General features: G+C 47.8%; 21 protein-coding genes and 1 pseudogene. 4 read left to right on the top strand and 18 right to left on the bottom strand.

Annotated elements, in window-relative coordinates; genetic code table 11:
- Positions 1-6: 6 nt before the first annotated feature.
- From WH43_RS09110 to WH43_RS09075, 8 genes are all read right to left on the bottom strand, one after another.
- Positions 7-1,569 (bottom strand): sodium/sugar symporter, encoded by a 1,563-nt coding sequence (locus tag WH43_RS09110; RefSeq protein ID WP_053424308.1) that lies wholly within the window; start codon positions 1,567-1,569, stop codon positions 7-9.
- A 96-nt stretch (positions 1,570-1,665) separates the two neighbouring features.
- Positions 1,666-2,625: an aldose epimerase family protein gene (locus tag WH43_RS09105; protein ID WP_053424307.1), complete on the bottom strand. Its 960-nt coding sequence runs from the start codon at positions 2,623-2,625 to the stop codon at positions 1,666-1,668.
- A complete protein-coding gene (galK, locus tag WH43_RS09100; RefSeq protein WP_053424306.1) occupies positions 2,622-3,776 on the bottom strand; it encodes a galactokinase in 1,155 nt (384 codons plus the stop codon). Before galK ends, WH43_RS09105 begins: the two co-directional genes overlap by 4 nt.
- Before the next feature lie 5 nt (positions 3,777-3,781).
- A complete protein-coding gene (locus WH43_RS09095) occupies positions 3,782-4,852 on the bottom strand; it encodes a UDP-glucose--hexose-1-phosphate uridylyltransferase (RefSeq protein WP_053424305.1) in 1,071 nt (356 codons plus the stop codon).
- A gap of 146 nt (positions 4,853-4,998) precedes the next feature.
- Positions 4,999-6,018 carry a UDP-glucose 4-epimerase GalE gene (gene galE, locus WH43_RS09090; protein WP_053424304.1) on the bottom strand — a complete coding sequence of 340 codons (1,020 nt, stop codon included), beginning with the start codon at positions 6,016-6,018 and terminating at the stop codon, positions 4,999-5,001.
- A 4-nt stretch (positions 6,019-6,022) separates the two neighbouring features.
- Complete coding sequence (locus WH43_RS09085) at positions 6,023-8,389, bottom strand: glycoside hydrolase family 2 protein (RefSeq protein ID WP_053424303.1); 2,367 nt, start codon at positions 8,387-8,389, stop codon at positions 6,023-6,025.
- A gap of 41 nt (positions 8,390-8,430) precedes the next feature.
- Positions 8,431-9,138: an SDR family NAD(P)-dependent oxidoreductase gene (locus tag WH43_RS09080; RefSeq protein ID WP_053424302.1), complete on the bottom strand. Its 708-nt coding sequence runs from the start codon at positions 9,136-9,138 to the stop codon at positions 8,431-8,433.
- A gap of 80 nt (positions 9,139-9,218) precedes the next feature.
- The gene (locus WH43_RS09075; RefSeq protein WP_053424301.1) at positions 9,219-11,867 is read right to left on the bottom strand and encodes a TonB-dependent receptor; all 2,649 of its coding nucleotides are present in this window, start codon (positions 11,865-11,867) and stop codon (positions 9,219-9,221) included.
- 327 nt (positions 11,868-12,194) lie between these two features.
- Between WH43_RS09075 and WH43_RS09070 the strand changes: the two genes are divergently transcribed.
- On the top strand, positions 12,195-14,765 hold the full coding sequence (locus tag WH43_RS09070) for an EAL domain-containing protein (RefSeq protein WP_053424300.1): 2,571 nt from the start codon (positions 12,195-12,197) through the stop codon (positions 14,763-14,765).
- Here the strand turns inward: WH43_RS09070 and WH43_RS09065 are convergent.
- From WH43_RS09065 to WH43_RS09050, 4 genes are all read right to left on the bottom strand, one after another.
- Entirely contained in the window at positions 14,734-16,044 is a 1,311-nt protein-coding gene (locus WH43_RS09065; RefSeq protein WP_053424299.1) for an ABC1 kinase family protein, read from the bottom strand. The two genes, WH43_RS09070 and WH43_RS09065, sit on opposite strands and share 32 nt — an antisense overlap.
- Before the next feature lie 204 nt (positions 16,045-16,248).
- Positions 16,249-16,458, bottom strand: coding sequence for a cold-shock protein (locus WH43_RS09060; protein ID WP_008897616.1), 210 nt, complete (start codon positions 16,456-16,458; stop codon positions 16,249-16,251).
- Between the two features lie 322 nt (positions 16,459-16,780).
- Entirely contained in the window at positions 16,781-17,152 is a 372-nt protein-coding gene (locus tag WH43_RS09055; RefSeq protein ID WP_286049600.1) for a response regulator, read from the bottom strand.
- A 151-nt stretch (positions 17,153-17,303) separates the two neighbouring features.
- Positions 17,304-18,587 carry a protein kinase gene (locus WH43_RS09050; protein WP_053424297.1) on the bottom strand — a complete coding sequence of 428 codons (1,284 nt, stop codon included), beginning with the start codon at positions 18,585-18,587 and terminating at the stop codon, positions 17,304-17,306.
- Between the two features lie 141 nt (positions 18,588-18,728).
- On the opposite strand from WH43_RS09050, the gene yghU reads away from it, so the two are divergent.
- The gene (gene yghU / locus WH43_RS09045) at positions 18,729-19,574 is read left to right on the top strand and encodes a glutathione-dependent disulfide-bond oxidoreductase (RefSeq protein WP_053424296.1); all 846 of its coding nucleotides are present in this window, start codon (positions 18,729-18,731) and stop codon (positions 19,572-19,574) included.
- Between the two features lie 5 nt (positions 19,575-19,579).
- On the opposite strand, the pseudogene WH43_RS09040 reads toward yghU, so the two are convergent.
- The 4 genes and pseudogenes from WH43_RS09040 to WH43_RS09025 all read right to left on the bottom strand — a co-directional run bounded on the left by WH43_RS09040 (position 19,580) and on the right by WH43_RS09025 (position 23,464).
- A pseudogene (locus tag WH43_RS09040) lies at positions 19,580-20,751 on the bottom strand (GNAT family N-acetyltransferase).
- Between the two features lie 2 nt (positions 20,752-20,753).
- Complete coding sequence (locus WH43_RS09035; RefSeq protein ID WP_185148579.1) at positions 20,754-22,106, bottom strand: ribonuclease J; 1,353 nt, start codon at positions 22,104-22,106, stop codon at positions 20,754-20,756.
- Between the two features lie 97 nt (positions 22,107-22,203).
- Positions 22,204-22,695, bottom strand: a complete 492-nt coding sequence (locus WH43_RS09030) for an Mpo1 family 2-hydroxy fatty acid dioxygenase (RefSeq protein WP_053424295.1) — start codon at positions 22,693-22,695, stop codon at positions 22,204-22,206.
- Between the two features lie 79 nt (positions 22,696-22,774).
- A complete protein-coding gene (locus tag WH43_RS09025) occupies positions 22,775-23,464 on the bottom strand; it encodes a Crp/Fnr family transcriptional regulator (protein ID WP_053424407.1) in 690 nt (229 codons plus the stop codon).
- A 90-nt stretch (positions 23,465-23,554) separates the two neighbouring features.
- On the opposite strand from WH43_RS09025, the gene WH43_RS09020 reads away from it, so the two are divergent.
- Positions 23,555-24,070, top strand: a complete 516-nt coding sequence (locus tag WH43_RS09020; protein ID WP_053424294.1) for a DUF1569 domain-containing protein — start codon at positions 23,555-23,557, stop codon at positions 24,068-24,070.
- 10 nt (positions 24,071-24,080) lie between these two features.
- Here the strand turns inward: WH43_RS09020 and WH43_RS09015 are convergent, their stop codons facing one another.
- Complete coding sequence (locus WH43_RS09015) at positions 24,081-24,506, bottom strand: winged helix-turn-helix transcriptional regulator (RefSeq protein ID WP_053424293.1); 426 nt, start codon at positions 24,504-24,506, stop codon at positions 24,081-24,083.
- Positions 24,507-24,592: 86 nt separating this feature from the next.
- Between WH43_RS09015 and WH43_RS09010 the strand changes: the two genes are divergently transcribed.
- On the top strand, positions 24,593-25,447 hold the full coding sequence (locus WH43_RS09010) for an SDR family oxidoreductase (RefSeq protein ID WP_053424292.1): 855 nt from the start codon (positions 24,593-24,595) through the stop codon (positions 25,445-25,447).
- 54 nt (positions 25,448-25,501) lie between these two features.
- On the opposite strand, the gene WH43_RS20550 is transcribed toward WH43_RS09010, so the two are convergent.
- Positions 25,502-26,113, bottom strand: coding sequence for an ADP-ribosylglycohydrolase family protein (locus WH43_RS20550; protein ID WP_502694034.1), 612 nt, complete (start codon positions 26,111-26,113; stop codon positions 25,502-25,504).
- Positions 26,114-26,121 lie beyond the last annotated feature (8 nt).

Below are 26,121 nucleotides of genomic sequence, written 5' to 3'. Positions count from 1 at the left end.
GCATTGTTACCACCAGGCGATATAAAAAGCAGCCACAATCAGAGTGATCAATACGGCATACAAATTAAAGCTTGGACGGGTTTCAAAGCTGATGTCGCTCAGTTCCACCGCATGAGGATGTTTGCCCTGACGCTGGAATAAAGTCACCAGCACAGCTAAAGCTAAACAGCTCAGGAAGACTAAACCTACGCGGTCCATAAATGGCATTTCTGGCAAAGCCACTTTGAAAATCCAGCTCAGTACAGCTGAGCTGATAGCTGCCACTAAAGCCGCTGTAGCAGTAGTACGGGACCAGAACATACCTAATAAAAACAACACCACTATGCCCGGTGTAAAGAAGCCAGTGAATTCCTGAATATACTGGAAGGCCTGGTCGAATTCGCCCAGCAATGGCTTAGCAGTAAAGACTGCAATCACCAAAGCTACCAGGCTGACTAGACGACCTACTTTGACGTAATGCTGCTGGGTTTGATCTTTGTTAAACTGAGAGTAAATATCCATAGTAAAAATGGTCGCGACGCTGTTGGTCATCGAAGCAAGGCTCGACAAAATTGCAGCCACTAATGCCGCAAAAATCAAACCTTTAATACCGGATGGCATCATGCTTAGCAGTTGTGGGTAAGCCTGATCCGGCTTGCTTAAATCTGGCAACAACAACACTGCTGCTATACCTGGCAGCACCACGATCACCGGCATTAACACTTTCAGGAAGGCCGCAAACACAATACCTTTTTGCGCTTCGGCTAAGTCTTTTGCAGCCAAAGTGCGCTGGATAATATATTGGTTAAAACCCCAGTAACTCAGGTTCATAATCCACATACCACCTAACAGCACAGACAAGCCTGGTAAGCTGACATAATGTGGGCTGTCCGGCGTTAAAATCATATCGAATTTATCTGGCACTTCAGTCAGTAAGCGGTCAAAACCAGCCCATAAGCCATTGCCCTCGCCTAACATATCCAACGACATAAAGGACAGGAATAAACCACCGCCGACCAACAACACCACCTGAATAATGTCGGTGTAAGCCACAGCTTTTAAGCCACCGTACAAGGAATAAGCCACTGACAAAGTTGCTAAAATAAACATGCTGGTGGTCATATCGACACCAGTGACTGTATTGATAGCCAAAGCACCTAACCACAAGACTGCAGTTAAGTTCACAAACACATACACCGCCATCCAGAACAGCGCCATGGTGGTGCGCACTCTGTTGTCAAACCGCTGCTGCAGGAATTGCGGCATAGTATAAATTTTACGTTTCAGGAAAATCGGTAAACAGAATTTACCGACCAGCAACAAGGTGATAGCTGCCATCCATTCGTAAGCGGCTATCGCCATACCTATGGCATAACCAGAACCCGACATACCAATAATTTGTTCAGCCGAAATATTAGCGGCTATCAAGGACGCACCAATAGCCCACCAGGGTAAGGTATTGCCGGCCAGAAAATAGTCATTGGTGTCTTTGTTATGTCCCTTTTCTTCCCGGGAAATATAATAAGCCAGCCCGACCAGGCCAAGCACATATATGGCGAGGATCGCCAAATCTAAATTACTTAAAGTCATCTTTATCCTTACCCTGTTTTACCCGTCGCTGATGTTGCTGCGCTGCAACATCAGAACAGCCGGGCATGTCTTGTTGTTATGGTTACCAGTTTTTAGCTAACTGAATTTATACACTATTTGTTGCTGATACAACTCACCTGCTTTGAGCAGAGTGCTGGGAAAGCCAAGTTGATTAATCGCATCAGGCCAGCCCTGGGCTTCCAGACAAAGCCCCTGTCGTGGCGCAAAAGGTGAAGCCAAAAAGTTACCCGTGTAAAGCTGTAAACCGGGCTGAGTACTAAATACTTCTAACTGACGGCCACTTTGAGCCGAGCTTAATACCGCCATCCGTTTGAACTCTGCAGCATCAGCACCTTGCCAGATAAAACAGTGATCAAAACCATTGGCCAAGGCCAGCTGTGGGTCCTGCTGCAAAAGTGCAGATCCGACTAATTTAGCCTGGCTAAAGTCAAAAGCTGTGCCTGATACTGCACGGCGCTCTCCTGTTGGAATAGCATGCTCATCTGTAGGCAAGTAATGACTTGCTGTCAGCTGCAACTGATGGTTTTCAATTGAGCTGCCATCACTGTTCAGATTGAAATAACAATGATTGGTTAAATTCAGTACAGTGTCTTTGTTGGACATGGCTAAAAAGGACAACTCCAACTGCTGATCAACAATACGGAACTGCTGCCAGACCTGCACTGCGCCCGGATAGCCCTGATCACCATCTGCTGAGTGCAGATACAATTGCACCGAGTCAGCTTGCTGCTTCAGCACTTGCCAGTGTTGACGGTTAAAGCCAGCAACACCACCATGCAAGTGATTGGGGCCATTATTACAATCGAGCTGATAGCTTGTGCCATTGAGTTCAAAACGGCCTTTGGCAATACGATTAGCAACACGACCTGCGGTAGCGCCCAGATAAAACTCATCTGTTTGATAATCTGCCACTTGCGGATAATTCAGCGTCAACTCCTGACCAAACAGGCGGATAGAGCGGATTGTTGCCCCAAAAGGCAACAACTCTACTTCTAAACCTGTGCCTTTATCTAAGGCTATTGGGCTCTGGTTCATGCCAGAATCTGCTCTGCGCCCTGACTGGCGGTACAAACAAAAATACCGGCTGTTAAACCGGTTTGTAGCGGGTACTCACGTTCAACCAAAGCACGAATGTCATCTACACGGCCTTGAGGTACTAAAGCCACCACACAACCACCAAAACCACCTCCTGTCATCCGCACACCGCCTGTATCACCCAGCGTGTTGCCAATCATTTCCACCAGCGCATCAATGGCAGGTACAGTGATTTCAAAGTCGTTTTTCATCGACAAGTGAGATTCAGCCATTAAGCGGCTCAAAAGCTTAATATCGTGCTCAGCTAAAGCTTTAGCGGCTAATTCAGTGCGATCGTTTTCAGTAATCACATGGCGGGCACGTTTGGCCACTACGGGATCCAGTTCACCTTGCTTCGCAGCAAAAGTAGTCCAGCTAACATCCCGTAAGGCTTTGACACCAAAAATGGCGGCAGCTTCTTCACACTGACGGCGGCGGGTATTGTATTCGCTGTCGACCAAACCCCGTTTTACATTGGAGTTGATAATCATCACAGCCATATCTGTGGGCACTGAAACTGCTGTGCTGTCGAGGCTGCGACAATCAATCAATAAGGCATGAGCGGCTTTGCCCTGCGCAGAAATCAGCTGATCCATAATGCCGCAGTTGCAGCCAACAAAGTGGTTCTCTGCATGCTGACCATTGAGCGCATTGTCACGGCTGGAGAGTTCAACGCCCGCCAAAGTGCTGTAGGTCAGGCCCAAAGCGACTTCTAAGGACGCTGAAGAGCTTAAACCTACACCTTGTGGCACATTGCCGCTGATGGCTAAGTCACAACCGACCAGGTTAAAACCTTTTTGCATCAGGCTGTTGGCCACACCACGGACATAGTTGGCCCATTGGTACTCAGGGTGTTTAGCCAGCGGAAAGATCAATTCAAACTCATCGACTTGCTGCTGATAATCCAGCGCCAGCACACGAACTTTGTTGTCATTACGAGGTGTAGCTACAACCACAGTGTCGTAGTTAATAGCGCATGGTAAGACAAAACCATCGTTGTAGTCTGTATGTTCGCCAATCAGATTGACACGGCCCGGTGCTCTGAAGGCAAATTCACCCTGCTGCTGATAATGTTCGGCAAATGCCTGCTGTACTCGCTCTAATAATTGCATCTGTATTAAACCTTGCTCTGCTGTTTGTAATGCACAGGGCTTTGCTCTTTTAAGCGCTCAGCAGCCTGTTCAGGAGTCATATCACGTTGGGTTTCGGCCAGCATTTCGTAGCCGACCATAAACTTTTTAATGGTGGCAGAACGCAATAACGGCGGGTAAAAATGGCCATGCAGCTGCCAGTGTTCGATGCTTTCTGACGTCTCAGCGCCAGCATCATTCTGATAAGGCGCACTATGCCAGCCCATCGAATAAGGGAAAGAACACTGGAACAAGTTATCGTAGCGAATAGTGATTTGCTGCAGAATGTCCGCCAGCGCCGCCTGCTGCTCTGCACTTAATTCTTCCATCCGGCGCACATGAGCTTTTGGCAATACCAGAGTTTCAAAAGGCCAGCTGGCCCAGAATGGCACTACGACCAGCCAATGCTCGTTTTCCACTACAGTACGTTCGCCACTTTGTTGTTCCAAAGCGGCATAATTTAATAACAGGTTTTTGCCATGCTTGGCTAAATACTCACGCTGCGCCTGATCGGCTTTGGCTGGTAAGGTAGGCACAGTGCTGTTGGCCCAAATCTGTCCATGAGGATGCGGATTAGAGCAGCCGTTAATAGCGCCTTTGTTTTCAAATACCTGCACCCAGTTGTAAGTTTTGGACAAGTCTTTGTACTGACGGATCCATTCTTCCACTATGTTCTGAATATCAGTAACACTCAGTTCTGGCATCGTCAGGCTGTGATCCGGTGAATAACAAATCACTCTGCTGGTACCACGCTCTGCTTTTAAAACAAATAAATCATCGTCTGAGCGCTGATAAAAAGGTGTATCTGCGGTTAAAGCTGCAAAGTCATTGGTAAAAACATAAGGCTTTTTATAGTCAGGATTGATGTCACCGGAAATACGGCTGTTGGTTGGACATAAAAAGCAGCTATGGTCATACGACGGATTCTGCTCGGTAGCTGCAGTTTCAATCTGACCTTGCCATGGTCTTTTCGCTCTGTGTGGCGATACCAGCACCCAATCCCCGGTCAAAGGGTTGTATCTGCGGTGCGGATGATCTTTTGCATTAAATTCAGACATTTATAACTCCAACCTTTCACTTAATTCCTACGTTTTACATACCCTAAGTAATTGCCGTTGCAGCGAGGCGACAAGTGTTCAAGACCCCAGGAGCATAGTTACCTATGTGACTGGGGCTTGAACACGCAGTCAACAAAGCTGCAGCGTCAAGAACGACGGGTATAACCATTGGGGTTTAATTTCTGCCAATTCCAGCTATCAGCTACCATCTGATCCAAACCCCGCTCTGCTTTCCAGCCGAGTTTTTCCGCCGCTAAAGAAGGGTCACCGTAATAACAGGCGATATCACCGGGACGACGTGGCGCCACCTGATAGGCGATCAGCTGGCCTGAAATACGACGGTAAGCATCGACCATTTCCAGCACAGAAACGCCCTGGCCAGTGCCTAAGTTAAACACATGAAAACCAGCATTCTGATGCAGAGTTTCTAAAGCTTTGACATGGCCTGAGGCTAAATCACAGACATGGATATAATCCCGCACGCCCGTGCCGTCCGGCGTGTCGTAATCATCACCAAACACAGATAAATGCGGTCTGCGGCCTATAGCCACCTGATTAATAAAAGGCATCAGGTTATTTGGAATACCGTTGGGGTCCTCACCAATCAAGCCTGACTCATGTGCACCTACAGGGTTAAAGTAACGCAGCACTATGGCGCTGAAATCATTTTGCGCCACAACCAGATCAGACATGATCTGCTCCACCATCAGCTTAGAACGGCCATAAGGACTTTCAGGGTGGACGGCAAAATCTTCCCGTATCGGTGAAGATACTGGCTCGCCGTAGACTGTGGCAGAGGAGCTAAATACCAGGGTTTTGACCTGGTGCTGCAACATCACCTGCATCAGTAAGCCTGAAGCGCTGACATTGTTTTCATAATAAAATAGCGGTTTAGCCACAGATTCACCAACAGCTTTAGAACCGGCAAAGTGAATAACTGCATCTACGTTTTCAGCGGCAAAAATAGCAGAAAGCGCTTTTTCATCACGGATATCGGCCTGATAAAAAGTGATACTCCGGCCTGTCAGTTGCTCAACGCGCTTTAACGCTTCGCTACTACTATTGCTCAGGTTGTCGACCACCACGACCTGATGGCCAGAATTGAGTAACTCCAGACAAGTATGAGAGCCTATATACCCAGCGCCACCCGTGACTAAAATACGCATACTGTTATTCCTTTGTTATAGAGATAGCTTCGCTTTGGATAGCCAGAACTTTTGAACTGGCTTCAAGCTTAGCCTGGCTAAATTCAGCACCTAGTTTCACTAACACAGCGGCTTTGCCTTGTTCAGTAAAAGCAGGTTCAGGGTTGATCACTTCAATATCACCACTGGCTTTAAATTCAATAATTTGGTTATTTAAAGGTACCAACTGGCCGTTTTTATCCAACACTTGTGCATACACAAAGACTAAATCACCAGCCACTGGCGCCACACCACTGGTATCGACGGTCAGCTTTAAGCTCTCAGCAGCTTCAGGGGTCGTCACCTGATGAGTCGCCACTTCTTTGCCGGCAATATAAGCTTTGGCCACTAGCTGCCCAGCCTTGAACTCTTTTACATCAAACTCAAAAGGCGGATGTGGCAAATGGGTCGAAAATTTATCTGTCGATGGCTTATTACGGCTAACCAGCACGCCATTTAAAAACAGCTCAACCTCTTCAGCATTACTGAAAACGCGCACTTGTGCACTGGAACCTTGTTGCCACTCACTGGCGATAAAGACCATAGGACCAGACTGATATTTGTCTGACTGCTCAGAAGCGTCGCGCTGGCTTTGGTAAAAGTAGTAGCTGTATTTAGGTAAACGGTAAATGCTCATAAGACCGGAGGCTTCCAGATCATTGGCATAACCCCTGTTGTAATCGAACATTACCCAGTAGCCATCGGCATAAGCAGGTGTCGTCAGGTTGTCATTATGAGCTTCTTGCAGATTGCGGGCTTGCTGCAATAAACGCGCTTCGCCATGGCTTAATAATTGACGACTGGTGCGGGCTTCTTCTTTCAAATCGCCCCAGCTGTCCTGATTAAAACCGGCATTTTGCGCATAATATTCCCAGTCGCCATACTCAGACACATTGTAAGGCACTGTGGGTGTCTCATAATGCATCTGACGGTGCTGACGCGCTTGCAGGTACATATCGTAGCCATGCTGCCAGCCGGCAGAATAAGCACCAGGAAACTCTTGTTTGACTGTGTTGTGTAAGGTTGCAACAAATTCATCCGGCATAGCAGATTCATTCAGTGAACATTCCCAGGCCAAGACGCTGGCGTGGTTACGATCACGGCGGATTAAATCACGGCAACTCTGTATCGTCTGAGCACGGAAAGCTTCGGTTGGCTGATAATACTGCCAGCCTAAAATCGCATTCATCAGCACTAAACCCAGTTCATCTGCTGCTTGCATAAAAGCTTTGGAATGTGGGTAATGCGATAAACGTACATAATCAAAACCAGCAGATTTAATTTTCACCGCGTCGCGGTAGTCGGCCTGAGGCGAAGTGGCATACCCCACATGAGGGTATTCCTGATGGCGGTTTACGCCGCGTAAAAAAGTAAGCTCGCCGTTAATCAGCAGTTGGTGTTTGTCGTTAAAAGCAAAACTGCGAATTCCAATCTGTTGCTGCTGACGTTCAATCACGTCGCCATTTTGTTTCAGTACTGTGTTCAGGCTGTATAAAAACGGACTAGCCGGGCTCCACAGGCTCGGATTTTTCACCATCAGCTGTTGCTGCTGATCCACCTTAGCCCCGGCCGCCAGTTGAATGGGGCCTGAGCTGACTTCTGTCACTAACTGCTCACCGGCAAACAACTGCTGCACTAATTCCAGTTCTGCACTGGCAGTAGATTTATTCACTAACTGAGTTTTTACCGCAACCAAAGATTCAGCTTTATCCACTTTTGGATAAGTGACAAAAATACCTCCACCCGCCACTTCATTGGCCAGCATTTCATCTGTGATATGCACAGGGTTTTTAATCAGTAAACGCACGTCACGGTATAAACCGCCATAAGTATTAAAATCCAGTTGAGCCAAAGGTTTAGGCCCTGTCACTTCATTGTCTCTGTTATCCAGTTTGACGGTCAGTTGATAAGTCTGACCTGCAGCGACATAAGGCGTTAAATCAAAAGTAAAAGGTAAGTAGCCGCCCAGATGCTCGCCTATCAGTTTATCGCCTAACCAAACGTGTGCATGATTCATCGCCGCTTCAAAACGGATCAATAGCTGCTTACCTTGCCACTCTGGCGCTATGGTCAGAGACTTTTGGTACCAGGCAAACCCCTGCCATTGGTTGTTCACCAGCAAAGGCTCAATCTGTGGCGTATGAGGTAAATTGACCTGCTGCCAATCTTCTGGTTTTGCCGTTAAATCAGCAGACTGACTTTTATAAAACTGCCAGTCCGCATTTAAATTCTGCTCTGTGGCTACTGCAACTTTCGCTGACTGTCCGTCTGTCGGCGATTGTGAGACTGGGCTGCATGCATACTGCAGCAGCAAGGCCAACACAGCCAAAGATTGTATGAAGTACTTCAACACTGGAGAATTCCTTTTAATACGCCTGCTTTACTGCACAGGACTTAGCAAAAATTAGTTTCAATCGAAGGCCTGACCACCAGCTCGTGAATATGAGCTTTGGCTGAGCTTGCCAGCATCAGCAAAATGGCGTCAGACACATCTTCAGCAGACAAATAATCAGGTCTGCTGGCAACACGAAATTCGGTATCTACCCCACCCGGATACACAGACAGCACCTTCACACCAGTGCCGTTTAGCTCTTTACGCAGCACTTTGCTGTAACTATCAAGAGCAGCTTTGCTGGCGCTGTAAGCGGAAATACCGGGGTTAGAAAATAAACACACTGTGGATAGCACATTCAGCACTATGCCTTTTCCTTGCTGCTGCATCCCCGGCACCAACTGCTGGATAAAATGCAGCGGCGCATAAAAGTTCAGCTGCATCATCTGCTCAAGAGCGGACCAGTCCGGTTCTATTGCAGTACTTCGACTACTATTAGCACCGGCGCAATTGATCAGCACATCGACCTGACCAAACTGCTGTGTGGCCTGTTGGCAAAACTGTTGGATAGCGGCTGGTTCTGTCACCGAAAAACACTGGCTGAACACTGGCGAATCTTTTGGCAGCAAAGCGAGGGTCTGAGCTAACTTGATAGGATCACGCCCACATAAACTTAAGCTGTGGCCTTGCGCCGCTAAAGCCACAGCTAAAGCACGGCCTATGCCCGATGAGGCACCAGTCAGCAGAATATGAGAGGGAGATAAGGACATCAGTCTGGCTTCCGTGAAAATGATTTTCTTCAGAAAACCCGGCCCTAAGGCCGGGTTTTATCTGCTGAATAACAAGCAACTTACATGGAGTAAGAGAAACCTAACAGGAAACGACGGCCCCATTCCTGATAACTGGCCGGACGGCTTGGATCGTTATCAAAATAGGTGACAGCTTCTTCATTCGTCAGGTTTTGTGCCTGCAACATCACCTTAAAGGCTTCTGTCACTTCGTATGACAAGCTGGCATCTACAGTACGTTCTGCCTTAGCTCTGGTGATTTCCGTTGGCGTCCAGCTACCAACACGGGTGTTGGCACTACGGTAGTTGTACGAGACCTTGGCATCAAAACCTGCTTTGTAATACCACAAGGTCAGGTTACCGACATGGCGGGATAAGCCACCTAAAGGCAATGGATTATCTTCCGGCACAAATTCGGTGACATTACTGTCGGTCAGTGAGTAGTTGGCGTAGAAACCTAAACCATCAAATGGTGCAGGTAACATAGTCAGAGCCTGCTGATACATCAGCTCCAAGCCTTTGATTTGACCACCGTCACCGTTAATAGGACCGGTAAAGTCATAGGCAACACCGTCTACAATCATTACATCGGTCGAACTACCAACATGAGTTTTTAAGTCTTTAAAGAAGGTAGACACTGTCATTGCCTGGTCGCTGGACCAGTAATACTCATAGCCTAAGTCAATTTGATCCGCGACAAATGGATCCAGGGTTGGATTGCCACCTGAACCGGTTTTAACCGGGCTTTGTGAGTCCAGTTGGAAGCCTGTACGCATCTCGACCAAAGGCGGACGTGACAGCGCACGCGACATTCCAAAACGCACCTGAGCTTCTTCACTGACAGAGAAAACCATATTCAGGGCAGGTAAAATTTCGTCGTAGTCGTGATCAACAGAAATAGACGAATAAGTACCGTCTTTAAACTGATAACCTGAGGACGTTGAATCTGTTCTGACATAACGCACACCAAAGTTACCTGTGTAGGGTAAGTCACCTAATTCACCTGCCATCTTCAGCATAAAATAAGCTGCAGTGTTGGTTTCACCTACATACCAGCTATTGACTCTGTCCTGATCCGTTTTGGCATGCTGGCTACGATCATCTATGCCACCAAAGGCCTGAGTCATAGTCGAATTCCAGTCTTTAAAGCCATACAGATTTGGCGAGACAAAATCGCCACCCAGCTGATAGCTGTAACCGTAATCAGTCAGGCCAGTATTGACAGGAGCCTGCCACCAGCTTTGCACATCATTATCTTTATCGCGGTCGCTGTAACGGCCACCTATCACCAGTGTTTCGAACACACCCCATTCGATGTTACGTTCAAAATCTGCTCTGACACTGACCATTTCGTCGGTTAAATCGCGATCTGTATCAACATTCATCCCTGTGATGCTGTAGTAATCAGGGTTACCAATGTCTTCATTGGTTTGAATAGCTAAACGACCACCAGCATTGCTCCAGCTGATATCCAGCGGAGTTGGGCCATTATAGGCCGAAGTAATATTGACCCAACGCGACTCGATACCCGCTTCTGAATAGCCGACATCATAAGTTGAAGTCCAGACATCACCGGTTACAGTGGTTTTTAAACCCGTACTTAACAGGTGGTTTTCCTGAAACCAGGTGGCGTTATTGGCTGAATGCGCGCCCCATAAAATACCGCCACCAGTCAGTTGTTGTGAGCCATCAGGACGGGTCACAATAGTAGGAGTCGTGGCTGAATTGTTGTAACCCCAGTTATTGCTGTCTTGCCAGTTGCCCCAGCCATCAAACCAGAACTGATCTTCACGCTCTTCAATATCAAATTTGGAATAAAACAGATCGTATTTTAGGTTCACTGTCTCTGCAGGTTCCCACTCGAGGATCATCAGACTACCAACGCGCTCGGTGTTGCCTACTTTAGTACCGGCTTTACCGCCCCATGGCGCAGCTTCTTTAATACCGTCGCCGTTTACATCACCTTGATCGGCTTCAACTTTATTGTAAGAGTACGAGGCGGTTTCACGTTGTACTGAGGGTTGATCCTGATAAGTTATACCAAAAACCACACCAAAATTATCAGCCCATTGATCAACATAAGAGAAACTGGCTTTTTCACCTGAACTGTCCGCACCAGGTAAATCATCTCCCATTTGGTAATCCATCAGATGACCACTGATATTGATCATGCGTTTATCTTTTGCCAAAGGACTGACAAAATTCATATTGACCAGACCGGCGATCCCACCCTCGAGGTTATTCGCCATCGGGCTTTTATATACTTCCACTGAGTTAATCAGTTCGGCAGGGAATTGCTCGTAACGTACGTCACGGCTAGGCTCAGCACTGACAATTTCACGGCCATTCATGGTGGCAGCGTTTAAACGTGCACCTAAACCACGGATAGAAATACTACTGGCATTACCACGGTCACGCTCTGCCGCTACACCAGGCAAACGGCCCAGAGAGTCAGCGATAGTCACGTCAGGTAACTGACCTAAATCATCGGTAGAGATAATTTCTACCGTTGATTCTGAAAACTTTTTCTGCATTAACGACTTGCTCAGCGTGGCACCAAAACCTTTAACTTCTATGGTTTCAATTTGCTGCTGTGCTTTTTCAGCGTTTTGTTGAGTGCTATTTTCTTCGCTTTGCGCTTGTGCATGCTGCATAGCAAAAATTTGCGTCATAGCTAAAGCTACAACGGTCAATTTGAATTTGCCTGTCATTTCCTACCCCTGTCGGTATCAATTGTTATTTTTGTATGCGCTGGGCTGATTTTTTGTACGGGATCAGCAGTGCACAGCGTCTTTATAACACTCAAGGTAAACGTTTACCAAAACTTTTTCTAAAGCAATAGAATAAAAATAATTAAACCGTTGAATTTAATATAAATATAATCAGGTAATCGATTTCTCTCTCTAGCGCAACCTGACTCCCTAAACAGAGCACAACGACTGGCTTAAATTCATCACTGTTGTTTCAGATCAAGAGGCAACCTCATCCAAAGCTTTAGCATGTCGGCTTAATTTTCAGACACAGGAACTGTTCTTGCCATGAATCCGCCGTCGAGCATCAGCTTACCCTCTTTGTCTTCTGGCCAGACTGTGGCGCACGTGCTGCAAAAAAACCTGATCTGCTGCGAACCACAGACTTCAGTGCAACAGGCGGCAAGCTTGATGCGACAGCACAATATCAGTTGTATTTTGGTGAAAAAAAATGAATTCATTCTGGGGATCTGGACCGAGTCAGACTGTAAAAAACTGGATCTTTCTGCTCCCTCAGTATTACATCAGCCGGTGTCACAGGTGATGAGCTGTCCCGTACTTTCGGTACCGGATCGCTGCAGTATCAGTGAAGCTGCCGCTTTAATGAAACAAAAAAATATCAGACGCTTACTGGTCACAGACACAATGCATCAGGCTATTGGCATAGTCACACAAACCGATCTGATCCATCAGCAACCGCTGGAGCATTATTTAATGCTGCGTGATATCAGCTCTATTCTGGTGGAGTTGCCGTTATTACTGCAGTCAGAGCTGACTGTGGCACAAGCCGCCATTTTGATGCAGCAAACTCAGCGAGACGCAGCCATAGTCCGGTTTGAACACTCTGGCGCTGATGCGGAATATGGCATAGTGACAGAACGTGATCTGGTGCATTTTGTCGCCACAGAGCGCACCCTTTGTACTTTAGCTGAAGTAGCAACCCGGCCCTTACTGACACTGCCATTGCGCAGTAGTTTGTTACAAGCGGTACGGCTGCTGCGCGAACAAGGGTTTCGCCATTTAGGTGTGACTGATAGCTATGGTCAACCTGTAGGTTTGTTATCCCACAACCATATACTGCTGAATATGGAACATTTGTATATCAGTGAGTTAAAGGCTGCGTTGCAGGCCAGAGACAAGGCGTTACGTAGCTCTGAAAGTAGCCTGCGTTTAGCTTACAAAGTGATAGAAGCCTCCCATGATGCGGTGATGATCACCGATGCCAAAGGGATCATCCAGTCAGTCAATCCCAGCTTTTGTAAACTCACTGGCTACAGCGCTGACGAAGCTTTAGGTCAAACCCCCAGCCTGTTGAGTTCAGGCCAACACGATCAACTCTTTTACCAGCAGATGTGGCAAGGACTGCAGCAGCAGGGCTATTGGCAAGGCGAAATTTGGAATAAACGTAAAAATGGTGAAATCTACCCCGAGTGGCTGTCTATCAGCGCGGTGCGTAATGATCAAGGTGCAATTAATCAGTACGCCGCCATTTTCTCCGACATCACAGAGCGTAAAAAACGCGAGCAGAAAATCCACGAACTGGCCTATTTTGACGAACTAACCGGCCTTGCCAACCGACGTTTATTTCAGGACCGACTGGAGCAGGCGCTGGCGAACGCCAAACGTCACCATCACCAATTAGCAGTGCTGTTTCTCGACTTAGACTTATTTAAGCGGATCAACGATACCCTGGGTCATCAGGCGGGCGATGAGGCACTGCGCCAGGTGGCAAAACGATTGCAAAAAGCCAGCAGAGCAGGCGAATCTGTTGCACGCCTCGGCGGCGATGAGTTTACTATGCTGGTGCCTGAATGTGAGGCTAAAGAGGAAATCGTGAAACTGGCACAGCGCATAGTGGCGCAGTTTGAACTGCCTTTTCAAATCCAGCAGAACGAACTGGCATTAACTACTAGTGTTGGTATCAGTATTTATCCGCAGCATGGCCATACCGCCAGCGAACTGCTGAAGTGTGCTGACGCTGCGATGTATCAGGCAAAAGAGTCGGGGCGTAACAATTACAGCATTTATAACTCCAGCCTTGGACAGCGCCATGATCAGGCCTTGCAACTGGAGCAAGCGCTGCGTAAAGCGTTATCGCAACAGCAGTTGCAAGTGCATTACCAACCCAAAGTTGAGCTGAAAACCGGACAATTACATAGTCTGGAGGCTCTGGTGCGCTGGAAAGATCAGGAATTAGGCCAGGTCGCTCCCGCAGATTTTATTCCGATCGCTGAAACCTTAGGCCTGATCCATCAGTTAGGACAGCAGGTGCTAAGGCAGGTCTGCCATCAGTTACAACAGTGGGGAGCGCTTGCAGTGCCTGTGGCGGTAAATATCTCAGCTAAAGAACTGGCGGACCCGCAGTTTCTGCCGCAACTTAAACAAATCCTCGCTGAGTCTGAAGTGGATCCTCAACTGCTGGAGCTGGAAATTACGGAAAGTTGCCTGCTGCCTGAGCGGGCAGCTGAAACTCAGCGTGTGCTGCAAAAACTACGTCAACTTGGTATTCGTCTGGCGATTGACGATTTCGGCACAGGTTACTCTTCCTTGTCTTATTTACGGCATTTGCCCATCAACTGCCTGAAAATAGATCGTAGTTTTATCAAAACCTTACCTGACAACACCAATGATCGTCAGATCACCAGCGCCATTATCGCTATGGCCAATGCCATGGGTCTGGACGTGATTGCCGAAGGTGTGGAAAGTCAGGCCCAGCAGGAGTTTTTACTCTCTGCCGGCTGCCAGTTTGGCCAGGGGTATTGGTTCGGTAAAGCCGTGGATCAGAGCAGCATCCTGCACTTGCTGCGCCAAGCCAAACAATATCCTATCAGGCAAGGTAAGGTTCTAATAACTGCCTGACATTCACTCTGGCATTCAGCCGGGCAGCCAATAAATAGAAACCCGCCATCTTCCGATGTAAAAATATGGCAGCTACCGGTGGTGTATGCCAGTAATTCTGCTGCATACTCAAAGCGGTACCTGCCTTACGCACACGCTGTGCCAGATCCGTCTGACCAAAGGCATAAGCCCTGTTCTGCTGCACAGGCTCGGAAATCAGCTGCACCAAGGCCAAAATGGCTTGTTTTTGTCCGGGCAATATATCCTGACTAAAAAAACCAATCTGCCGCATCGCCAGTTCCATCCCTACCCGATCATTCTGCACTGCAGCACTAAGTAACAAACGATAGCCCTGGCTGATCTGCTCCGGATAATCACGGCAAGCACCAAAATCCAGCAGCACCAGTTTGGCAGATTCGGGCTGATACAGGTAGTTGGCAAAGTTAGGATCAGTTTGTACCAGCTTAAATTCAAAAATCTCTCTGAATAACAAAGCAAAAAGCTGTGTCATCGCCTGATCACGCACTGCTTGTGGATACTTCTCCAGTGATTCTATAGGTACAGCATCAACAAAACTCATGGTCATCAATTGTGAGGTACAAAGTTCAGGGTAAAGCACAGGCAAAACGAATTGGTCATCACCGGCAAGCAGAGCACGGTAACGCTGCAAATAGGCGGCCTCTTGCACATAATCAGCTTCCTGATGTAACTGCTGCTTGGCTTCCTCAAGCAAAGAGCGATAATCAACACCATCAGGCACCAGACCACTGATTTTCAGTAGCAGAGCTACATTGTCCACATCGCTATCGATACTCTGTCGAACGCCGGGATACTGCACTTTGACTGCCAGCTTCTGACCGTTGTCGTGGTGTGCCAGATGTACCTGGCCAATAGAAGCCGCCGCCATAGGAGAAAAAGTAAATTGCGAAAAATGTTGTTGCCACTGCTCACCCAGTTCGGTACGCAGCACCAGCGCGAGTTCTTTCGGTAACATAGGATTGGCGTTCGAGCGCAGCCTTGCCAGTATCTCAGCCAGTTCTGCAGGGAGCAGATCTCCGGCATCCATCGACAATAACTGCCCCACTTTCATCGCAGCTCCACGCAGCTGTGCCAGCTTGTCACTCACCCGCAGCAAATTAGCTGGTGTTAATAGCAAGTCTTTGGCTTTTGGACTTTGCCCCTGCGCTAGCTGTTTCGCACCATTGACCAGCACAGAACCGGCGATACGACCAGCCAAAGAGGCCAATCCGCTTAAACGAGCCAAAGGCTGGCGGGGTAATTTAGTAGATTTGTTGTTCATAAAAATCCGGCAGAACAGGCAAGGTAGTTGCTATACGTAGTCAGACTGGAATTGGCCCAGCTGTGCTGAGCGCCCCGAACTCTTTATCGCCCTGCCGCCGAATCACGGCCATAAAAAAAGGCAGCTGCGATGCAGTTGCCTTTTTTCTGTTGTGACCCGTGAAATCAGATTAAATCTGTTAACCCAGGTGACTGTAATTAAAAATTACAGAACAACGATTTTCTCAGCCTGTGGGCCTTTTTGACCTTGTGTTACAGTGAACTGTACACGTTGGCCTTCTTGCAGAGTTTTGAAACCCGTGCTTGAAATTTCGCTGAAGTGAGCGAAAACGTCTGGACCTGAAGCCTGTTCGATGAAACCGAAACCTTTAGTCTCGTTGAACCATTTTACTGTGCCGGTAGTTGTATTAGACATGGTATGTACCTGTATTTAATAAATTTTAATTTGCCTGGTATCAGGCGGTGGTGCTGAAAGAGAGTTTTAACTTATGAATACAGGACGTACTAAAACAACAGTAACAATCATTGTGGTGCATAAATAATGAACAGACTAACAAAGCAAAGCCAGTGTATAGGTTTTCAGAGCAGTGTCAAAGCTTATTTCACTAAGTTATTAAAATAAGCTCTTTTATATATCCAAGTAATTGGAATTACAACAGGACGACAAGCGAGTAAAACCCCTGCGGCATAGTCACCCCATGTGACGGAGAGAGCAGCGCTGTCAACAAAGCAGAGCTTCAAGTACAGAGGGGCGAACCTTCAATATCGCTGACAAATTGTTGTATCACATCTGGTTTTGCAGGTTTTCGGTAATAATGAATATTGTCACTAATCGCCTGGTCTTCGACATAATTCATAATGTTAGAGGTTAACAAGCCTATAAAACATTGCTGATCCCGCTCTCGGATCCAACGAGCCAGCTCCAGACCATTGCGGCCAGGCAAATTATAATCCAGCGCATAAGCATCAAAAGCTTGCTTTTCAATCAACGCCATGGCCTGTTCTGCACTTTCTGCAAGGGTACACACCCAATCAGCTCTGAACGTCTGAACATAACCTCTGGTTAATACCAAACACACCTGACTGTCGTCTACTATCAATAACTTCAAAGACATAAGCCTGTCTCAACCTCTTCCTTGTGACGAAAACAGAAAAAACCTACTGTCCTTTACTGTAGTAATAACTGCTCTAAAACTCCAGCGCTGCGGCTATAAGATTTATCTTGCCAGTATCCTATACGTCTCAATCCTTCCTATCAGATCAGAGGTTCAGCAAGGATTGTAACTCGTCAAAATCCGGTCTGTTACCTGGCTCTGACTGCATACAACACTGCAGTATGGCTGCATAGTGTTTTTCAAAGACTGCAGCTTCATGGGCCGATAACAAACTCTGCATGTCCAGCAGCCAATAAGCAAAAGCTCTGACTTCAAGCTTGCAAAACAACTGCTGTTGTTGCTGTGGTAAATCGTTTAACGCTGTTGCTGCTCCAAAGTCGCCCAGATACAGTTGCTGCTCGGCATTGACCAGCATATTGTGGGCATACAAGTCGCCATGACAGATCCGCTTTTGATGCAAATGGGCCATGACCCGGACAACCTGTTCCGCCAGCTGTTTGAGCTGCACCAAAGTTAAGCTCTGGCCTTGCATAAAGGTATCGCGGGTACAAGTATCAAACGAAGGAGGTTGTCCAAGTACGGAAAAAGACGCTGGTACCAACTCCATCACTAAACCGGGCAAATCGCAGTCTTTTAACCTGGCTTTGACGGCGATCAGATTTGGATGTTCACCCGCATTAAGGTAGTTATTCATCTCATCTTGTGGGCAACCATCACTGGTGACCCAGCCTTTAAATTGTTTTAACGCCACCGGTTCTGCATCCTGCTCAAAACGCGCCTGATAAATCACACCGGATGCGCCTTCGCCCAGTTTTTGCAACAACTGATAATCCGACAAGCGATGAGCGGTAATAGCTTGAGCTTCTGGCACAGGACAAGCGGGATTAGCCCCCAACGCCAGCCAGGCTAATTTGGGCAATGCAAATAACCAATCCGGGAAAGATTCAAAGCTATTCAACGATAAGCGCAATAAGCCCAAATCACGGCATTGCTGCATCGAATCAGGTAACGCTGACAACCGATTACCCGCCAGCGCCACTTTACGCAGTTTGGTGTAACGGCCAAAATCTTTTGGTAATTCAGTCAGCTGATTGTCGGTTAATATCAGCCACTCCAGCTGCTGCGGCAAAGAAGCTTCAGCAAACTGACTGAGCTGATTGCCTTTAAAACTTACCATAACCAAAGCCGGGCAATGGCTTAATACCGCGGGGATATGGCGGAAGTTATTTGAGGTTAAAAAAAGCCGTTTTAGTTTTTTAAAGCGGTGTAAATCTGCGGGTAAATCCGACAACTGATTGCCGGACAGGTCCAGAATTTCCAGACTATCGGTAAACCTATATAGCTCAGCAGGGAATTCAGTCAGGCCATCAGAGAGATGAATACGACTCAGTGGTGCGGTGTGTTGCGCTAAAGTTGCGAGGCTGAACATAAGATCCCTGTCTGCTGAAAAAGCCGGATTGTACAGTGCTGAATGCAATTCGGCAAAAGGCTCTGGCTACACCTTGAGATCTGCCCATACAAAACCAATATCAATCAAAGCCTTTATGCATCCAACACAACCGGAGAAGCTATGAGCAATACCTATACCCCGCCTAAAGTCTGGAGCTGGGACAGCCAAAACGGCGGCGCATTTGCCAGTATCAACAGACCCATCTCAGGCGCCACCCAGGATAAAGATTTGCCGGTAGGCCAACATGATTTGCAGCTGTATTCGATGGCGACACCAAATGGAGTCAAAGTCACGTTAATGCTGGAAGAGCTACTGCAGGCCGGACATAAAAAGGCGGATTACGATGCCTGGTTAATCAGCATTCGTGATGGCGATCAGTTTGGCAGTGGTTTTGTCGGAGTCAACCCGAACAGTAAAATTCCGGCTTTGTTTGATCGCAGCACAGGCATCCGGCTATTTGAGTCAGGTTCTATTTTGTTGTATCTGGCTGAAAAGTTTGGTGACTTCCTGCCAAAAGACCTGGCGAAACGCACCGAAGTGCTGAACTGGTTATTCTGGCAAATGGGCAGCGCACCTTTTGTCGGTGGCGGTTTTGGTCACTTTTATGCCTATGCACCGGAAAAGTACGAATACCCTATTAACCGTTATGCAATGGAGACCAAACGTCAGTTAGACGTGCTGGACAAGCAACTGGCTCAGCATAGCTTTGTTGCTGGCGATGACTACAGTATTGCCGATATGGCGATTTGGCCCTGGTATGGCGCTTTAGTTTTAGGCCGTTTATACAATGCCGCTGAGTTTCTGGATGTGCAAAGTTATACACACCTGCAGCGCTGGGCGAAACAAATTGATGCCCGCCCGGCGGCACAACGCGCAGTGAAGGTGAACCGCAACTGGGGTGAAGCGCATGAGCAGTTACCGGAGCGTCATAGCGCTGCAGATTTTGACAAAATCCCTAAGGCTTAGCAGCCTCAGCGTTCATCAACCCGGTTGGCAAAAGGCAGGCTGAGTTCTGCCTCTTGCCGATACTGCTCCAGCGCCTTTTGCTCTTGCAGGCAATAACGGGCTATCGCTTCATTCAAGGCTTTATGCTGTGCTTTTTCAGTAAACTGATAAAAACCGTGCCTTAGCACAGGTGCAAAACCGCGTTGTAACTTATGCTCGCCCTGAGCACCAGCATCAAAAAACTGCAGTCCCTGTTTGATGCAATACTCGATACCGCTGTAATAACAACATTCAAAATGTAGAAAGTTAAAGTCTTCAGCACAACCCCAATAACGGCCATACAAGGTAGTTTCTGACTGGAAACACAAAGAAGCCGCCAGCATTTTTTCATCGGCAAAAGCGGCAAAAACGACTATTCGCTTTGCCATAGTCTGGCCCCACAGCCTGAAAGTTTCAGCTGTTAAGTAACCATTATGGCGGGAACGTTTTTGATAGGTATCACAATAAAATCCGTAAAACTGCTGCCAGAAGGCGAAATCCAAATCAGCACCACTTAAAGTTTTAAGCACAACGCCCTGCTCTGCAACCGTCGCCCTTTCCTTGCGGATTTGTTTACGTTTACGTGCAGTCAGTACCGCAAGAAAGTCATTAAAACTCTGGAAGCCCTGATTGGACCATAAAAACTGCACATCAAAACGTTCAACAAAACCAGCGTCACGAAACGCCTGCTGATCATCAGGTTCAGCATAGAGGCACTGCAGATGGCTCAAAGGCAACAGCTGATTGAGCTGGCCGACACCTTGCTGTAGCCACTGCAGCAATTGCGCTTTATCCATACCTGCGGCCAACCCCAGACGTGGTCCTTCAGCGGGCGTAAAAGGGATGGCCAGCAATAACTTGGGGTAATAGTCCAAACCATAGTTTGATAAGCTTCGGCAAAAGACCAGTCAAACAGGTATTCGCCATAAGAATGCAATTTGAGATAAGCAGGTACAGCAGCAATCAGTTGATCCTCTTGCCAGAGGACAAAATGCCGCACCAGCCAGCCGGTTTGCCGGCCAGAACTGCTGCCTACACTGCCGCCTGACTCAAGTGCCTGTAAAAACTCATGACGGGTAAAAGGGTAATCAGCAGGGAATAAGGCATTCCAGTCCGCTGCTTTGACTTTACTAATAGAATCAAGCCACTGCAGCTGCATCATCAGGACCTGACCAGCGCAATACGGCCAGTGTTGACTACTTGTTTGTAGATCCGAGGCTGTGGCGACAGCACGTACAAATCACCATTTAAGCCAGTCAGTTGAACAGGCACCTGGCTTTGTCGTGCCACATCGGCGTTAGCCGCTATATGCGCAGCTTCGCCATGCACAGGCACCGCAATCTGAGGTTTGACCCAACTGTACAATAATTCCAGTTCGCCGCGACAGGGATGCCCAGAGACGTGAATGGGTAATTCTGTGTTGTGGCTTTGTAAGGTTTGAATGTCACGTTGCTGAAATTGCTGCACCAGCTTTTCGATAAAAGCTTCATTGCCCGGAATGATAATGGAGCTGAAGATGACTAAATCGCCGCTGTCTAATGACAGCTCACGCTGCATATCAGCGGCTAAGCGGCTCAACGTGGCTTTAGGCTCGCCCTGACTGCCGGTCGCGACCACTAACACTTCAGCTTTGGGTAAATAACCTAAATCATTGGCGTCGATCAGATGAATATCCTCTGGCCAGTGCCCTGTTGCACGCGCAGCGCCGACCATATTTTGTAAAGAGCGGCCAAGCAACGCCATATAACGGCCGGTTTTATTTGCCACCCGGCCAAGTGCAATTAAACGCCCGACGTTGCTACTAAAACCAGTCACCACCACCCTGCCCTGCGCCTCTGCGATCACCTGCAATAAGGCCTGATAACAGTCGTTTTCCGACACAGAAAAGCCTTCACGCAGTGCATTGGTCGAGTCACAGACCATGGCTGTGACATTTTCCAGTGCCAAACGCTGAAACACCCGGGGTTTAAAAGCCTTGCCTGTCATAGGTGTTGCATCTATTTTCCAGTCGGCGGTGTGAAACACCGAACCTGCGTCAGTGCGGATCATCAGGCAATGCGGCTCGGGAATAGAGTGGGTAATAGCGAGAAACTGTACTGCAAAAGGGCCAATATGTTTGGTGTCGCCAGTTTTCACTTCAATGATAGGAACTTTATCTAAAAGTCCGACTTCAGCGAGCTTACGGCGCAGAATTTCAGCCGTAAAAGCAGTGGCATAAACAGGGCATTTAAAACGAGGCCAAAGCGCAGGCAAAGCACCCACATGATCTTCATGGGCATGGGTGATGACAATGCCAGAGAGATTCTCTGGCTGGCGGGCAATAAAAGCCGGATCGGCAGCCACTACATCGGCTTTTTGCAAGCTGTCAGGCTGCAGTGGACTATTAAAAGTCACACCACAATCCACCATTAACCACCGACCTGCATGACCATATAAATTCAGGTTCATGCCAATTTCGCCTGTGCCACCCAAAGGTAAAAACCACAAATCAGCGCGGCCCGGTATTAAATCCACAATCACAACTTCCTGTGCTTTTCAAACCACTGTTCACAATACGGCTAGTGTAAGCCGATTGGCTCAGTCAGCCTAGCAATAAAGCTAGCTTAGAAACTTAATGCACAGGTCCGGCGCTTTGATCAATTTGCTGTTGCAGTGATTTAGCAAAACCCAGCAAAAACAGTACTTCGGCCATCACAAACAAAGGCCCTATCAACAAGCCCACCAGATCGTCAACAAAAGCTGGTTTTTTGCCTTCAAAATAATGCCCGATAAATTGCAGCACCCAACCGAGCACAAAAACTGCGATTGAGGAACCTAACCAGGATGTAGTACTTTCCAACCCCACCAATTGCAGCGCCAGTGCATAACAGCTTGCGCTAAACACCAGCATCACCAGACCCATACTCAAACTTAGACGAAAATAAAATAGCAAAGAGCCAGCCAGCAGCAGATGAGTGGCTGTGATTCCAGCGGTGATTTCAAAGGACAATAAGCTAAATAACGCAATCACAATCAGTGGAATACCGGCAAAGTGGGTGTAAATATTGCGCTGGTCCCTGTGGTAATGGGCGTACTGAATTAAATGTTCTGCTAAGGTTTTCATAGGGTTCTCCTGATTGAAAAAACCACTTTAAAGGAGAACTCTATAGCAGCTCTGTCGGCTAACTGACAATCAGCCCGCTTTAATTTAAAGCTATTTCGGCTGCTTGTTTTAACAAGTTCAAATCCAGCACCTCAATTTGAGCATAACTGGTGCGGATCACCCCGCTTGCGGCCAGTTGCTGCAGTAACTGGTTAATAGTCTGGCGTGATAGTGACAGTAACTGACCCAGCTGTTCCTGCTGCACCGGGATCAGATAACGTTCATCTTGCTGATGCAAACGGCATAACATCAGTAAACGCCGGGCCAAACGCACTGAAGCGGGCAATAAACTCATATCTTCCAGTGCCTGGAATACTAAACGCATTTTTTCTGTCAGTAACTGGCCAAAGCGTTGCCACCACAGCGGGTCTTGTTGTACTAATTGCTGCAAGGCTGAACTATTCAAATGCAGCAACCGACAAGCTACGCTGGCGGTAGCGTCATGAGTGCGGGCTTTGCGGTCAAACAAGGCAATTTCACCTATCCAGTCCCCCGCCTCCACTATAGTCAGCAAAGCCTCGCGGCCTGAACTATGCACACCTGCAATCAGCAAAGCGCCGGATAACAGTACATAGATGCCATCAAACTCATCACCGCGGCTGAATAAACGTTGTCCCGTATCCAGTTGTATTGTTTTAGCCTGAGCTAAAAGTTGCAGCTGCAGAGATTCTGGCAGCGCTGCAAACCAATGACTGTGTTGTCGCAGCTGCAGAGCAAAAGAGTCGGACATAGATAAACCTGAGTCAATCAAACTGTGCACAAGTTAGGAGATCCGGATAAAATCAGCAAGTGCAGCATGCAGGCCTGAACAGGAACACAGATGAACAGAAGACAATTTTTCATAGCAGGTGCAGGTATTACTTTAGCTGCAGCGGCTGGACTGGAGCTTGGTAGCAGAGGTTTTGCAGCCCACTGGGATAGCTTGATAGCGCAACTCAAATCACTGCAGCATCAGGAACTGACCAGCAGTGGCAGCTGGAACCCAAGCCAGATTTTTCAACATTTGACGCAAAGTGTTCAGGGCTCTTTTGTCGGCTATCCTGAACACAAAGCGGCCTGGTTTACCCACAGTGTGGGACCTGTTGCCTTAAAAGCTTTTAAAGCAGCAGGCGCTATGCATCATCCGCTGGATGAAGTCATTCCAGGTATGCCGCAGCTAGATGCAACCCTGCCAGCACAGCAGGCATTGCAGACCTTGTTACAGGCCTTAGAGCAATTTAGCCAGAGCAGCAACCTCAGGCCACATTTTGCCTACGGAGTACTTGATCATCAGGATTATCAGGCCGCTCATGTGATGCATATTCGTCAGCATTTGCAGCAAATTCAATCCGCTTAACGAAAAAAATTCAGAGCTGCGGCGCTTTATCCTGTAGCGCCCTTTTGTGCTGCATGATGCGATACAAATTCTGGTTGATCCAATCCGTCATTGCCTCGACCTGTTTCGCGATTTCGTTGCCCATTGGTGTCAGACTGTATTCCACATGAGGGGGAACCACAGGAAATGATTTTCGGGCTACAAAACCATCTTGCTCAAGAGCTTGCAGCGTCTGCGCCAGCATTTTTTCACTCACGCCTCCTATTTTTCGTCTCAGTTCACTGAATCTGTGCGTCCCGGCCAGCAAAGCAACCAGTACCAGTACAGCCCAACGACTGGTCACTGTTTGCAACACCTGACGGGAAGGACAATCTGGTGAAAACACCATGCCAGGCCGTTCTAATAAAGACGCCAGCCCTGGCGCTGAGAGAGCTTGCTCATTTTCTATTGCGGACATCTGACACTTACCTTTTTGTACGTACTTACTAAAAGAAATTATGGTTGATAGTATGCGCAACGAACTTAACTCACAAGGTAAATATCATGATTGCAATTACAGGTGCGAATGGTCAACTTGGTCGTCTTGTGATTCAGCAACTGCTGAACACAGTGCCCGCCTCTCAAATCATTGCTGCAGTGCGTCACCCAGAAAATGCACAGGATTTAGCTACTTTAGGTGTAAAGCTACGCCAGGCTGACTATGACCAACCCAGTAGTCTGTTGAGTGCTTTTCAGGGCGTTGAGAAAGTGTTGCTGATCTCATCCAGCGAAGTCGGCTGGCGTGTACCTCAACATAAAGCCGTCATAGAAGCAGCCAAACAAGCAGGTGTAAAACTACTGGCATACACCAGCCTGTTGCATGCCGACCGCTCGACTCTGGCTTTGGCTGGTGAACATCTGGCGACTGAACAGTTATTGGCGGATTCCGGCTTGCCTTACACTCTGCTACGTAACGGTTGGTATACCGAAAACTACCTGGCTTCCATTCCGGTTGCGCTAAAATATGGCGCATTAGCAGGTTGCGCGAAAGAAGGTCGCATTGCCTCAGCAAGCAGAGCTGACTATGCAGCTGCAGCTGCCGCAGTGTTAACCAAAGAAGATCAGGCCGGGTTAGTATATGAACTGGCAGGCGACGAAGCTTATAGTCTGACTGAGCTGGCAGCCGAAATTAGTCTGCAATCCGGAACAACAGTGGTCTATCAGGATCTGGCGGAAGCTGATTATTACACCATGCTACAACAAGCTGGTTTGCCTGATGGTTTGGCTCATATTCTTGCCGATTCAGATACAGCGGCGTCAAAAGGCGATTTGTTTGATCAAAGCCGTCAATTAAGCCAACTGACAGGAAAAGCGACCCTTTCGTTAAAAGCAGCAGTAGCACAAGCGCTAAAAAGCTGAGACTACGCCCTCTGAAAAGACAGTCTGTCGCTCAGACTGTCTGCTTTATTTCCGTTACAAAGGACTGACAGTTGGCGCAACAAAAGCCGGAATATGCCAACACTCTGCCGTAACCGGAGCTTTTACAGCCATTTGCTGCTGCACCACCTGATCCACTATGGCTGTTGCCTTCATGGCCATATTCCCGAAACTATCTATGCCCTTATTGGCGAACCCCTTGCGGGTGCGGTGTATATTAAATTTGTCGGAGAAGCCACGACCAAAAGCTTGTTCCACGCCGGTTTTGCCCAAAATAAAACCATAGAGACCACCCCAGGTAGCCGCCGGATTATCTGAATCCCAACCGGCCAATACAGCTATTTTTATCGCCTCCTGCATATCGCCTTCACCATAAAATAAGCTGACCAAACTGGCGGCAAAATTAATACCAGCGGCAAAACAGCCATTGCAATACAACTTTTTGCCGGTGATTTCATAACCGTCTTTCTGCTCTACCTGATAGCGCTGATAGAGCTTATCTCTGGCCTCTTCCCACGAGATACCAGACTGATACAAAGACCAGACATAATCAAACATCTTGGCCGGATATTGATTGGATGGCAGTTCAGCGCGAGCCTGCTTTGCGATGTGCAGCAACTGCGGCTGTATAGCTTTGGTTGGATCCACGCCTGCGG

Source organism: Rheinheimera sp. KL1 (genome assembly GCF_001275035.1).
Classification (GTDB): Bacteria; Pseudomonadota; Gammaproteobacteria; order Enterobacterales; family Alteromonadaceae; genus Pararheinheimera; species Pararheinheimera tangshanensis.
Note: the sequence above shows the minus strand (reverse complement) of the source record. Positions and strands in the feature narration are given on the sequence as shown.